This is a genomic window from Lysinibacillus antri (assembly GCF_003977595.1).
GTDB classification, from domain to species: domain Bacteria; phylum Bacillota; class Bacilli; order Bacillales_A; family Planococcaceae; genus Ureibacillus; species Ureibacillus antri.
Genome location: NZ_RYYR01000002.1, coordinates 143,612 through 157,585, shown reverse-complemented (window position 1 = coordinate 157,585; position 13,974 = coordinate 143,612). Strand labels below are relative to the sequence as shown.

Sequence of the window (13,974 nt, the reverse complement as noted above, 5' to 3'; positions counted from 1 at the left end):
TACGTGTTTTGTTTTTTAAAATTAGTGCTATAATGGGGTAGGTTTTAAAAAATGGCACAAACTAACTAAAATTACAATTGATAATTCAATTTCTCTTTCCTTTCATAAATTGTGGGGTTAGCCACGTATATAGAAGTTTATTTTATTGGGATTAAGTGATCCCGGGAGGTTTTTAATTATGGCATTTTATCATTTTACTGGAATAAAGGGCTCAGGTATGAGTTCGCTTGCTCAAATTTTATTTGACTCTGGAGAACAAGTGCAAGGTTCGGATGTTGAAACATATTACTTTACAGAAAAACCTTTACGAGACCGAAATATCAATATATTCCCTTTTAATGCAGAAAATATTAAAGAAGGAATGACTGTGATTGCAGGAAATGCGTTTCCTGATGAGCACCCAGAAATCGTACGTGCAAAAGAAATGGGTGTAGAAGTTATTCGTTATCATAAATTTTTAGGGGATTATATAAAAAAGTATACGTCTATTGCCATTACAGGGGCTCATGGGAAAACGTCAACAACAGGGTTAATGAGTCATGTTGTTGGAGGGTTTATGCCAACTTCTTTCTTAATTGGGGACGGAACAGGTTCGGGAGAAGAGGATGCAGCCTTCTTTGTGATGGAGGCTTGTGAATATCGCCGTCACTTTTTAGCATACCACCCAGATTATGCGATAATGACAAATATTGATTTTGATCATCCAGATTACTTCCAAGATGTAGAGGATGTGTATTCTGCCTTTCAACAATTGGCTTTACAAGTAAAAAAGGCAATTATTGCATGTGGTGATGATGAACATTTACAAAAAATACAAGCAAATGTCCCAGTCGTCTATTATGGATTTGGTGCTCATAATGACTTTGCAGCTCGTAATGTAGAAAAAACAACAGACGGTACAACTTTTGAAGTGTATGTACGAAATGAATTCTATGAAAAATTCTTCATACCGCTATACGGAGATCATACGGTGTTAAATTCATTAGCCGTAATATCCTTATGCCACTACGAAGGTGTACCTGCTACGATCATTCAAGAACGATTAAATACGTATAAAGGTGTAAAAAGACGTTTTACAGAAACAAAAGTTGGTAATACTGTACTTGTAGATGATTATGCACATCATCCAACAGAAATTAATGCGACAATTCAATCAGCAAGACAAAAGTACCCAGATCGTGAAATTGTAGCTATTTTCCAACCGCATACGTTTAGCCGCACACAAGCCTTTATTCAAGAATTTGCAGATAGCTTACAAAAGGCAGATGCCATTTACCTTTGCGATATATTTAGCTCAGCGCGTGAAAAGCAAGGCGATTTATCGATTGAGGATTTAGCAAAGCTAATAGAAGATAGTAAAGTGATTCAGGTAGAAAAAGTCGAAGTATTAAAAGATCATCAAGATGCAGTATTCTTGTTTATGGGTGCAGGTGATGTTCATAAATATCAAGAGGCGTTTGAAAATAGTTTGAAAAATGGTGGAAAAACAGCTTAAACGCCAAGTTTAGGCTGTTTTTTCTAAGCAATTGGGAAAGATAGATTTATAAAAGAACTAAAGGTAATCATTTCTGTTTTTCATTATTAAAAGAGGATTTACCATGTTTTTGTCGAATAATAAACTAAACAAGGCGCAGGAGGTTTATCATCATGGAAATCGTATTATATATCGCCGCACTTATTGCAGCTATTGGGTTTTTAGTTCTTTGTATAAGTGTAGGAATGACATTATTCTCGCTAAAAAATACATTGAATAGTATTGCCGGAACAGTTGCGGGAATTGAAGGGCAAATGGAAGGAATTACGCGTGAGACAACCTCCCTTTTAGCTAAAACAAATACATTAGCTGAAGACATTACGGAAAAATCTGAAAAGTTAAATTCCGTTGTAGATGCAGTAAAAAATATCGGTACTTCCGTGACAGGTTTGAACAATTCCATTAACCAAATTACTTCATCCATTACAAAAGAAGTTAGTAAAAATGAAGAAAAGATCGCACAAGTTGTACAATGGAGTAATGTGGCGATGGACATTGCTGAAAAATGGAAACAGCGAAAAGTAATTAATCAAGATGAACTTGAAGAAGAAAATGTATCGAAAATGCGAGGGAAGAAATAAATAATTATACAAAGGGGATGAACGAATGAGCGGGGAAAAACAAAATTATAACGAAGTAAAAAATGAAGTAATGCAACATTTACCTCAAGTATATACAGGAACTCATGATGCGATTTACGAGGAGGATACTTTAAATATGAAAGATTTTGTTATTGGTGCTTTAGTTGGTGGTATTGTTGGAGCAGCAGCTGGTATGTTGTTAGCGCCTAAAACAGGAAGAGATTTACGCAGTGATGTGGCAACACAGGCTGTCCAATTGAAAGATAGAAGTGTCACACTTTCTTCTACTGCGAAGGAAAAGACAGTCCAAATTTCGAATCAGTTAAAGGAACAATCTACTCAGTTAGTGGATAAGGTGAAGGCGAAAACTACGAAAGTACCACCTGTTTTTGATGATGGTACGGTTAACTATGAAGGTGAAGAACCGTTAGAAGACACATATGAAGGTGTAGATATGGCGGAAATTGCACGACCATCTTCTATCTAAATAAAAAATGGCTTATCCTATTTAGGACAGGCCATTTTTTTGTTGTTAAAAGATATCTTAGGGAGATTTTAATGGTTATTCTTATTAGAGTATTGTTTAGTGAGCGGGCTTAGCACACAAGCCGCAAAGCCACGTTGTACGTGTCTTTACGACTTGTCTTCGTGCTTTGTGAAAGGCCCGCTCACATTAGTTAATACCATTAAAGGGTTCTAGATATAGTACGCGGCTTACAGTGGTAGGCCGCGCCTATTTAGTTTGGGTGTACTACTGTATGTTTATCAAAAGGTCCATGGAAAAACAGTTTAGTAAATAAATTACTATATCGTTATTTTTATAAGATATAGCTGAAAAAGCAGTTTTTTTAAAATCTATTTTTTTGAAGTGGGATTCACGTAGACTCCTACGGGAACAGCTTGAGCTGAAGACCCCGCAGGAGCGTAGCGACGAGGAGGCTGAAGCCAAGCCCGTGGAAAGCAAAGTGAATCCCACTTCATAGTTAAGTGCTTGGGCAAATTTAAATTTGTTCCGGATATTCAGACAAAATAATCTGTAATTGATCGCCACCGAATATTTCTTCATCAAAGGAGGAAGGATTTCCGTTTTTTAGTATTGTAAAATGGCCTTTGAAGTTGGTTGGTATTTGCCAATTTGAGAATCTAAAGACATCTTGGAAGATCCAGCGATTTGTATCTTTTTCGACTATTTGTAGTGTCGATCCATTTAATACGGTCGTTGTTGGTTGCACCACGACCCCGTTAATTAAAACTTCTCGACATACTTTGTTTAATTCAATTCGTTCATTTTGGAAGGTTACCACCACTTTTTCTTCCAGTAAAAGATCTAAATTATTTGCAATTGCTTGAACAGTTGGTAAGGATGCATCCTCTATTGTTAACGTATCCCCGTTATGAATTGGGTATTGAAGTTTACCAAGCTTGCCATTAATGAATAATTTTGCACTGAATTCTGGTAAAAACATAGGTTGTCCATTGATGTGTACGAAAAATGATTGTAATTTATGCAGTAAATCTAACCGATTAATGGCTTTTAATAATTCGTCAACTGTTTCTACGGTTTCGATTTGGATATGATCTCGATCTTTCAATTCTAAATCTAACGGTGTCGTTTCTCCATTGACTTTTACTTTTGGTTCGACAATATACATTGTGGAACAGATCGTTACCGTTTTAACAGAAGCACCATCTACAATATCGCGAACAGTCGCTTTTGCATCTGTTCCATCAATGCCCTCTATTAATGAAATACTATCTCCATGATGGATGATTGTTTTAGTAGAGCCCACTTCACCATTAACAAGAATCGTTGCGGCTTGTCCATGCTCACCAGGAATAAAAATATCTTGGTTATTGACTGTAATAGAGATGCCTTGTCCAGGTTTGCCGTATAATTGCTTTGCGCGAATATTTGCAGCTAAAAATGCATCGGCAACGGTCATTTCTTTCATTTCAAATAACCGAACGATTTGTTCATTGACTGTTACGGTCATGTATTGAATAGGTGCTTTTTTTGCGGCAATGGCAATTCCAATCGGCGTAACGAGCTCTGGTGTTGCAGGAATTGATTCTTCTCTTGTTAACTTTTGAATGGCATCTAAACCACGTACTGCCACACGATTAGCAGGGATTTGCAAAACATCACAAAGTTCTGTAGTTAAATTCGGTGTTAAACTACCTCCACCTACTAACATAATGGCTTTTGGAGATATGTTGTTATTTAATCTTAATATTTCATCACCAATCGCTACGGCTAAAGTGTGGATTGCTGGTCGAACAGCTTGTAATACTTCTTCTTTTGACAATTCTTGATCAAAACCTAAAATATCCTGAATTGTAATCGTTTCTTCTGTATTTAATTGGCGTTTTGCTATTTCAGCAATGGGGAAATCCAGTAAAAAGTGATCGCTTAAAGCTTCTGTTATTTCATCGCCAGCAGTTGGAACCATTCCATAAGCTACAATTGTCCCTTTGTCTGTTATAGCAATGTCGCTTGTTCCAGCACCAATATCCACAAGGGCGACGTTAAGTCTTCTCATAGTGGGTGGAATCAACACGTTTATAGCAGCAATGGGTTCTAGGGTTAAAGCTTCCATTTCTAAATCTGCTCGCTTTAACGCTGCGATGAGGGATTCTACAACAACGCGCGGTAGAAATGTCGCGATAACTTCAATCGTTGCCTCTTCTCCTTGTTGATCTAAAAGACTTCCTATTTCTTCGCCGTCCAGTTTGTAATAAAGAACAGAAAAGCCTACGCAATAATAGTGACTTAATTTGACATCATCTTTATATTGAAGTAACTTCTCTTGCGCCTTTTGAACAGCCTGTAATTCAAGTCGACTAATGTCTTCTTCCGTTAAAATGGGACGATTTCGAATATTCACTGTGATACTAGCTTGTTCTGTTTTTAACGCACGCCCTGCAGCAGCGACACTCACTTTTGTTAAAGGACCATGTTTTTCTTCAAGTTCTAGTTTTATTTCCTTTATTAATTCTGCTACGTATAAAACATTATGTATTTGACCATCGACCATAGCACGTTCTTTATGTTCTTTTACGATAATATCTACCACATGAAAATGATCATTTTGCTCTTCTAAAATGATACCTACAACTGAACGTGTACCAATATCTAGAGCAAATAGTTTAGAACTCATGTAACCGCTTCCCTTCCGAAAGATATACTAAAACACTTTAGCGAGTTGAAGCGCTAAATTAAAATGCGTGACATTCTGAAAATTCTTTATTATAATGTGTTTATTAACTTAAAATGTATCACAAAATTCAGTGTTCTGAAAGAGTCGGTACGATGGAGAGGGGAAAAGGGAATGAGTGAGCAAAATTTAGAAGTGTTACGTAGCCAAATCGACGCTTTAAACTTAGAAATTTTACGTCTAATTAACGAACGTGCTGAGGTTGTCAATGAGATTGGTAAAATAAAAGAAAAGCAAGGGGTTAACCGATACGATCCTCTTCGTGAACGACATATGTTAAATTTATTAAAAGCAAACAATAAAGGACCGTTAAACCAAATGACGGTCGATTATATATTTAAACAAATTTTTAAAACGGCTCTTAAACAATTAGAGGCGGATAAGAAAAAAGAATTACTTGTATCTCGTAAGAAAAAATCCGAAGATACAGTAATTGAAATAAACGGAGAACAAATCGGAGCAGGTGCACCAACATTCATCTACGGTCCATGTTCAGTAGAATCCTATGAACAAGTAGCAGCAGTAGCAGCATCTATTAAAGAAAAAGGTTTAAAAATTATTCGTGGTGGGGCATATAAACCACGTACGTCTCCTTACGATTTCCAAGGATTAGGATTAGAAGGATTAAAAATTTTAAAACGAGTTTCTCAAGAATATGGTTTATCAGTAATCACTGAAATTGTAACACCTGCTCATATTGAAGAAGCATTAGATTATGTTGATGTTATTCAAATTGGTGCACGAAATATGCAAAACTTCGAATTATTAAAGGCTGTTGGTGAAACAAATAAACCGGTATTATTAAAACGTGGTTTAGCAGCTACAATTGACGAGTTTATTCACGCGGCTGAATATATTATGTCTAAAGGTAATGAAAATATCATGCTATGTGAACGTGGAATTCGTACTTACGAAAAAGCAACTCGTAATACGTTAGATATTTCTGCTGTTCCTATTTTAAAACAAGAAACGCATTTACCTGTATTTGTGGATGTTACGCATTCTACAGGTCGTCGCGATTTACTATTACCATGTGCGAAGGCTGCAATCGCAATTGGTGCAGATGGGGTAATGGCTGAAGTACATCCAGATCCATCTGTCGCATTATCCGATTCACAACAACAAATGGATATTCCACAATTCAATGCTTTCTATGATGAAATTCAAAAATTCATGAAGCAATATGAGTTAAAAGCGTAAACGTTCGAGCCGATCAGTATACTGGTCGGCTTTTTATCTTCATTCAGTGGGGGTTCAAACCCCGACTGAATGAAGATAAAGCCCAAGGCGGATGTCATAGATTTCGTAAAGGAGTGGACTCGTGTAAACACGAGTCCGAAATCTGGACGCAATTACGCCGAGGCGTAATTGATTAATTATTGTGGTAAATTTTGTTAACTAGATGTATACTTATTTGTAAACTTTAAGACAAATAATGCTTTATATTGAAATAGAAATAGGAATTGTCGTATGATGAAAAAAGAATATCTAAAAAGGAGGCATATCCTTTGACTGTAACGATTTATGATGTAGCACGTGAAGCAAATGTTTCAATGGCAACGGTATCACGTGTAGTTAATGGAAATCAAAACGTCAAACCAGCTACAAGAAAAAAAGTATTAGAAGTAATTGAACGTTTAGAATATCGTCCTAATGCTGTAGCTCGTGGACTTGCAAGTAAAAAAACAACAACGGTTGGAGTTATTATTCCGGATATCTCAAACAATATTTATGCGGAAGCAGCACGTGGAATCGAGGATATAGCCACGATGTATCGCTATAATATTATTTTAGCTAATTCAGACCAAAATGAGGATAAAGAAATAACATTGCTAGACACAATGCTTAGCAAACAAGTAGATGGTATTGTCATGATGAGTGATGAAATAACGTCAAATATCCATCAGGCGATGAACCATTCCCCAGTACCTATTGTACTTGCCGGTTCAGTCGATGAATCAAATCAATTTGCCTCCGTTAATATTGACTATTTTCAAGCATCCTATGAAGCTGTCCAAATGTTACTTAACAATGGGCACAAGCGAATTGCTTTTGTATCAAGCCCATTAAACAATACCGTTTCGAAATATAAACTAAATGGTTATAAAAAGGCGTTAACAGATGCTAATATTGAAATTGATGAACAATTGATTCTTCCAGAAGAGGGTTCTTATGATAGTGGAATGGAAGCATGGGAAGCAGCGAGCGCACTTGAACAACCACCGACAGCTTTCTTTGCAGGAAGTGATGAGTTGGCTATAGGAATTATCCATGGTGCACAGGATAACGGGAAACATGTACCAGAGGAAATCGAAGTGATTAGTTTTGAAAACTCGAAGCTTGCCCGCATGGTTCGCCCTCAATTAACGAGTGTGGTATTGCCGCTATACGATATTGGTGCTGTGGCAATGAGGTTATTGACGAAACTAATGAATAAAGAAGAAATTGAGAATCAAGAAATCATTATTCCACATCGAATTGAAATACGAAATTCGGTAAAATAAAATTAGATAAATATTAAATGGAAAAGTCGCCTCAATCATTAGTTGAGACGACTTTTTTATTGCCACTAAGTAAATAATAAATTTCGGTCTGTAGATAGCACTTTAAAATATACTAAATAAATGTCTTAAAAAGAATTGCTTGGCGAGCGGGCTTAGCACACAAGCCGCAGAGCCAACTTGTAGTTGTCTCTACGGCTTGTCTTTGTGCTTTGTGTAAGGCCCGCTCACAGATGATAGTGCCTACTAAATTTCTTTGGATATAGTACGCGGCTTACAGTGGTAGGCCGCGTCTTCTTAATTTGAGTGATGCTACTAAAACGAGTTATATCCTATTATTTTTATTATTTGTTAGCTGGAGCTATGCCTTGGATATGCGTCTATCTGAATGGGAAACCACTAGCCTTTTAAATACAATATTTTGGAGCTGGGCGAGCGCCTTTTACTTTTCGTTATTTCCGTTCATTTCGAATTATATGTAATGCTTTCGTAAGCATTTGTGCATTCTTTTCTTCAATTTCTGCTTTTCTTGGTATTGCTTCGTAAAGTGGATTTGGATCTTCCCAAGTTGGGATAAAGGGAACCGGAGCTTCGGTTTGCCACTTTTCTAGCCATTCTTTTGGTAGTGGGCCTGTTGGTAAGGGCAGATCATTCATCTCCGTCCAAATGAGGCTCCAAGCGCGCGGTACGACTCTCCATATATCATAGCCACCACCGCCTACCGCAATCCACTTACCGTCACAATATTCATGGGCAAGCTTATGGGCAAGTTTCGGAATCTCTTGATAGATTTTCATCGTTCCATATAAATGCGTTAAAGGATCAAAATAATGGGCATCTGCACCGTTTTGTGTGAAAACCACATCAGGTTTGAAAAATTCAAACACTTCGCGCATCGCTTGTTCATAAACCTCTAGAAAACTTTCATCCTCTGTAAAAGCATCTAATGGAAAATTAAATGACGTACCGTATCCTTGTCCATTGCCTCGTTCGGTTACATTGCCGGTGCCAGGAAATAAATAGCGCCCTGTTTCGTGAATGGATAATGTACATACGTTTGGATCGTCATAAAAAGTCCATTGAACGCCATCACCGTGATGAGCATCTGTATCCACATATAAGACACGGGCATTATATTTTTTCTGCATATATTTGATTGCTACACTACTATCATTGTAAATACAAAATCCACTAGCTCTACCATGAAAACCGTGATGCAAGCCGCCGCCTAAATTTAAGGCATGGCGACTTTTCCCTTGCATGACATAGTCTACCGCTTGAAGGGTACCGCCTACTAATAGACTACTAGCTTCATGCATATTTGGAAATATTGGTGTGTCTTCTGTACCTATGCCGTAGCTTTCACATTGCGCAGGAGTGAGCAGACCATGACCAGCCTGTTTTACAATATCAATATATTTTTCATCATGGGCAAGAGCAATTTCTTCATCTGTGGCCATTCTTGCAGGAACTATATCGTCGTCGCTTATGGAATCAATTTTTCTTAATAGGTCCATCGTGAGTAATAGTCGTTTGTGATTAAATGGGTGTGATTCTGAAAACTTATAGTCGAGTTGTTCTGGTGAATAAACGAATACTGCATTTTTAATCATAAATCGACTCCTGGTAGATGTGGCCAAAGTACATCAAAGCCTTCATTTCGTAAATCATTAATAATTGAAAGAGGATTCATCATTTGAACTCGAATACTTAGAATACGACTATTTTCGTTTTTAGAATCAGGAAAAACTAAAACACTTAATACATTTGCTTTATGCTTTTTAATAATTGTTGTGATGGTTAATAACGTGCCCGGTTTATCTGATACGCGTATGTCGAGTTTTGATGATGGCTTATGGGCACCTGTTAATTCAATATACGTATATAATAAATCCGTCGTTGTGACAATACCAATAAGTTGTCCACCAGATACAATTGGAAGGCAACTAATTTTAGATTCGTAAAAAGTAACAGCAACTTCTTCCACAAAATCAAGTGGATGCCCGATAATTGGGTCCTTTATCATAATGTTTTCGATGGGTGTACTATTGACGGCAGAGCTTTGTTCTTCTATTAAACAAGAAGGAAGAGCATTTTTTATGTCATATTCTGTCACAATTCCTACTACGCTTCTATTTTCATCGACAATCGGTAAATGGCGTATTTTCTTTTCACGCATCAATTTTACTGCATCATTTACAGTATTCGTTGGCAATAGTGAATACACTTCACTATTCATAATTTCTTCCACAATCATTACAATGTCCTCCTAGCTAATACATAAATCGGTTTCTGAAACGGAGCTTGTCGAACCGTTCAATGGTGTCACTTTCTACACGGCTACCTACACGAGCCATTAAACAATTTGCCGGGTGAGAAGTGATTTCGGGATCATCGGTTGCGTAATATTCAAAGCCTACAACCTGCATCATTTTTTCCATCATTTTACGATAATCCCAAACATTTAAGCCAGTTCCCTTCAAATCCCAGTGCCAATAATACTCCGTAGTGATGACTAAATAATCTTCCATTGCGTCATCCATAAAAGAGACTTGTAATAGTTTTTTTCCTACACCACTTCCACGATAATCGGGGATAACCTCGATAGCCCCAAGTTCAATCATATTTTCAATAGGATCCTCAGCCCATCTTTCGAGAGGATCCGGATACAAATAGGTAACGTATCCAACAACGGTTTCATTATTTCGAATGATAATGATACGGCCTTCTTCAAGTTTTGCAATTTCTACTAAAGCCTTTTTTTGCTGCTGAGGTGGCCTAAAAGCTACTAAATCATCATGAAAATCATATTGTTCTAACTTTTCAGAAGAAACGGGACCTTCAACATTGACTAACCCATGCCTCGTTTCTATTTCGATACTGTGATAGGTTTTCGTATGCTTCATTTTTATCGCTCCACTGTTATATAATAATTCCATTATATTATATTTTATGTAAAAAAAAGCTCTTTTTTGCGACAATTATGTTAATTTTTAAAATATTAAAAAATTTATATTTAAAATGTTTTGATTATTGTAGAATGTATATATGTTTTAATTATAAACTGTTGTATGACAAGTTTATAGTTAAAGTCTCGGTTGAAAAATTGGATTAATAAATGTAAATTAATAACATACAATTTTTCTTGTTGTATAACACCGAGTCTTATTTGATTGAAGGGGGTAATTTTTATGGGGATGAAAATTGCAGAGAAATTAGCAGTTGTTACCGGGGATCATCATTTAAAGAGTTATGATGAAACAGTTGCTACATTTAGTTGGGAAGAGACGGAAAAAGCTTTTAGTTGGTATACTACGGGGAAAGTAAATGCCGCATATGAAGCGATTGATCGTCATGCAGAATCAAGTCTCAAAAATAAAGTCGCACTTTATTTTGATGATGGCGAACGAAAAGAGACGTATTCATTTTTCGACATGAAACGCAAAACAAATCGAGCTGCAAACGTCTTTAAACAAAATACAAGTCTAGAAAAAGGCGATCGCTTATTTATTTTTATGCCACGCTCACCTGAACTTTATTTTGCTCTATTAGGAGCAATTAAAATGGGTGTCATTGTTGGTCCTTTGTTCGAAGCCTTTATGGAAGGGGCAGTTTATGATCGCCTTTCAGATAGCGAAGCAAAGGTTTTAGTAACGACTCCAAGTTTACTAAGTCGTGTGCCAGTCGACAAGTTACCAAAACTAGAGAAAATTTTCTTAGTTGGCGAAAATATTGAAGAAACAGATAAAATTATTGATTTTAATAAACAATTAAAAGTGGCATCTAATAAGTTCGAGATTGAATGGGTAGACCGTGAAGATGGCATGCTACTGCATTATACATCAGGTTCTACTGGTGCTCCAAAAGGTGTTTTACATGTTCATAATGCCATGATTCAACAATACCAAACTACAAGATGGGTACTAGATTTAAAAGAGGATGATGTATTTTGGTGTACTGCAGATCCAGGTTGGGTGACAGGTACAGCATACGGTATATTTGGTCCTTGGTTAAATGGTGTAACAAACTTAATTGTGGGCGGTCGCTTTAGTCCGCAAAGCTGGTATGGCGCTATTGAAAAATATGGTGTAACAGTTTGGTATAGTGCACCAACAGCGTTCCGTATGTTGATGGGTGCGGGTTCAGGCAGTTTAGAACAGTTTGACCTTTCTACTTTACGCCATGTACTATCAGTAGGTGAACCGTTAAATCCAGAAGTAATCCGTTGGGGAATGGATGAACTTGGCTATAGAATCCATGATACATGGTGGATGACGGAAACAGGCGGTCATATGATTTGTAACTATCCAACAATGGAGATTAAACCGGGTTCAATGGGGAAACCTGTACCAGGCGTTTATGCGACAATTGTTGATGATGAAGGAAATGAAGTGCCTCCGTATACAATGGGGAACTTAGCAATCCGTCGAGGCTGGCCAGCGATGATGCGTCAAATCTGGGGCAATCCTGCACGCTATGAATCTTACTTCTTAAAAGGTGAATGGTATGTATCAGGAGACTCAGCATATATGGATGAGGATGGATACTTCTGGTTCCAAGGTCGAGTAGATGATGTAATCATGACGGCAGGGGAACGTGTAGGACCATTCGAAGTTGAAAGTAAACTTCTTGAGCATCCAGATGTTGTTGAAGCAGGGGTTATTGGGAAACCAGATCCTGTGCGCGGTGAAATCATTAAAGCATTTGTTGCGCTTCGAGAAGGTGTAGGACCAAGTGACGCACTAGCTGAAGATATTCGGAACTTTGTAAAAACAGGTCTAGCAGCACACGCAGCTCCACGTGAAATTGAATTTAAAGATAAACTTCCAAAAACACGAAGCGGTAAAATTATGAGACGCGTATTAAAAGCGTGGGAATTAAATTTACCAACGGGTGATTTATCAACAATGGAAGACTAAAAGCTTAATATATAGCTCAGTAGAAAAAGGGGGTGTTCAATTGCTAAATCGATTGAGCATCCTTTTTTAGCACATTTCAGTTTTCTATTAATATTTTGTAAAAATCTTAAAATTATATAAAAATACAGTTGACTAAATATTTATGCAGTCTTATACTAGCGTTATCTTATTTTAGGGGTGAAGGAATTGAAAGTTGGAATAATAGGGGCAACTGGATATGGTGGACTAGAATTAATTCGTTTTTTGCATAACCATCCAGAAGTAGAGAAACTGGATTTATTTACATCCTCGGATGAAGGCGCAATCTTTTCTTCAAAATTTGGCCATTTATTATCGATTCATGACACAGCGTTAAAGAAAATTGATACTGAAACGCTATCAAATTTTGATGTCGTGTTTACAAGTACTCCATCTGGGGTAACAAGTAAATTACTTCCACCTTTAGTAGGGGTTGGACCGAAGTTAATCGATTTATCTGGTGATTATCGCATTAAAGATTTAAGTGAGTATGAAAAATGGTACAAAAAAGATCCAGCACCAGAAGAAATTGTAAATATGAGCGTTTATGGATTAACGGAATGGAATGCAAAAAATATAAAGAACGCAAAAATAATTGCTAATCCAGGTTGTTATCCTACAGCAGTATTACTTTCGATTTTACCTTTAATCAAGGAACGTTTAATTGATCCGCAATTTTTAATTATTGATGCGAAAAGTGGTGTTTCTGGAGCAGGAAATAAGCCTTCACAAACGACACACTATAGCGAAATGAATGAAAACTTCTCAATCTATAAAATGAATGAACATCAACATATTCCTGAAATCGAACAGGCGATTGCAATGTTCGCAGATGCCAAAACAACGATAACATTTAATACACATCTAGTACCTATGACTCGAGGAATTTTAGCTACATCTTATGCACCAGTAACACCAGGTGTAACAGAGGAACAATTATATAATTGTTTAAAAGAAACATATAAAAACCACCCATTTGTACGTGTGGTAGAAAATGTGAATTCTTTAGGAACAAATCGAGTAAAAGGTTCTAATTTCTGTGATATTTGCATAAAACTAGATGAACGAACAAATCGTGCAACCATTGTGGGTGTCATCGATAATCTCGTAAAAGGTGCAGCGGGACAAGCAATCCAAAACATGAACGTACAATTTAATCTACCAGAAACTATGGGACTTGACGTAGTACCGTTATTTATTTAAGGG

The 13,974-nt window shown here is 36.9% G+C and carries 11 protein-coding genes; 7 read left to right on the top strand and 4 right to left on the bottom strand.

What is annotated here, in order from left to right:
* Positions 1-178 precede the first annotated feature (178 nt).
* The 3 genes from murC (at position 179) to EK386_RS02475 (ending at position 2,602) form a co-directional block, all read left to right on the top strand.
* Positions 179-1,495, top strand: coding sequence for a UDP-N-acetylmuramate--L-alanine ligase (murC, locus tag EK386_RS02485; protein ID WP_126657431.1), 1,317 nt, complete (start codon positions 179-181; stop codon positions 1,493-1,495).
* Between the two features lie 152 nt (positions 1,496-1,647).
* Positions 1,648-2,115: a DUF948 domain-containing protein gene (locus tag EK386_RS02480; protein ID WP_126657430.1), complete on the top strand. Its 468-nt coding sequence runs from the start codon at positions 1,648-1,650 to the stop codon at positions 2,113-2,115.
* Positions 2,116-2,140: 25 nt separating this feature from the next.
* The gene (locus EK386_RS02475) at positions 2,141-2,602 is read left to right on the top strand and encodes a YtxH domain-containing protein (RefSeq protein WP_126657429.1); all 462 of its coding nucleotides are present in this window, start codon (positions 2,141-2,143) and stop codon (positions 2,600-2,602) included.
* Positions 2,603-3,116: 514 nt separating this feature from the next.
* On the opposite strand, the gene pilM is transcribed toward EK386_RS02475, so the two are convergent.
* Positions 3,117-5,273 carry a pilus assembly protein PilM gene (pilM, locus tag EK386_RS02470; protein ID WP_126657428.1) on the bottom strand — a complete coding sequence of 719 codons (2,157 nt, stop codon included), beginning with the start codon at positions 5,271-5,273 and terminating at the stop codon, positions 3,117-3,119.
* Positions 5,274-5,444: 171 nt separating this feature from the next.
* Between pilM and EK386_RS02465 the strand changes: the two genes are divergently transcribed.
* Together EK386_RS02465 and ccpA are read left to right on the top strand one after the other, a co-directional pair.
* Positions 5,445-6,530: a bifunctional 3-deoxy-7-phosphoheptulonate synthase/chorismate mutase gene (locus EK386_RS02465; RefSeq protein ID WP_126657427.1), complete on the top strand. Its 1,086-nt coding sequence runs from the start codon at positions 5,445-5,447 to the stop codon at positions 6,528-6,530.
* A 308-nt stretch (positions 6,531-6,838) separates the two neighbouring features.
* Complete coding sequence (gene ccpA / locus EK386_RS02460) at positions 6,839-7,834, top strand: catabolite control protein A (RefSeq protein ID WP_126657426.1); 996 nt, start codon at positions 6,839-6,841, stop codon at positions 7,832-7,834.
* A 449-nt stretch (positions 7,835-8,283) separates the two neighbouring features.
* Here ccpA and EK386_RS02455 read toward each other — a convergent pair whose 3' ends face one another.
* Genes EK386_RS02455 through EK386_RS02445 form a run of 3 tightly spaced genes read right to left on the bottom strand, consistent with a single transcriptional unit; the run spans position 8,284 to position 10,737 of the window.
* Positions 8,284-9,441 carry an acetoin utilization protein AcuC gene (locus EK386_RS02455; RefSeq protein ID WP_126657496.1) on the bottom strand — a complete coding sequence of 386 codons (1,158 nt, stop codon included), beginning with the start codon at positions 9,439-9,441 and terminating at the stop codon, positions 8,284-8,286.
* Positions 9,441-10,088, bottom strand: coding sequence for an acetoin utilization AcuB family protein (locus EK386_RS02450; protein WP_126657425.1), 648 nt, complete (start codon positions 10,086-10,088; stop codon positions 9,441-9,443). The genes EK386_RS02455 and EK386_RS02450 overlap by 1 nt, the downstream gene beginning before the upstream one ends.
* Positions 10,089-10,104: 16 nt before the next feature.
* Entirely contained in the window at positions 10,105-10,737 is a 633-nt protein-coding gene (locus EK386_RS02445; protein WP_126657424.1) for a GNAT family N-acetyltransferase, read from the bottom strand.
* A 285-nt stretch (positions 10,738-11,022) separates the two neighbouring features.
* On the opposite strand from EK386_RS02445, the gene acsA reads away from it, so the two are divergent.
* Together acsA and argC are read left to right on the top strand one after the other, a co-directional pair.
* The gene (gene acsA / locus EK386_RS02440; RefSeq protein WP_370512008.1) at positions 11,023-12,750 is read left to right on the top strand and encodes an acetate--CoA ligase; all 1,728 of its coding nucleotides are present in this window, start codon (positions 11,023-11,025) and stop codon (positions 12,748-12,750) included.
* Between the two features lie 186 nt (positions 12,751-12,936).
* Positions 12,937-13,971: an N-acetyl-gamma-glutamyl-phosphate reductase gene (gene argC / locus EK386_RS02435; protein ID WP_179965986.1), complete on the top strand. Its 1,035-nt coding sequence runs from the start codon at positions 12,937-12,939 to the stop codon at positions 13,969-13,971.
* Positions 13,972-13,974: the final 3 nt, after the last annotated feature.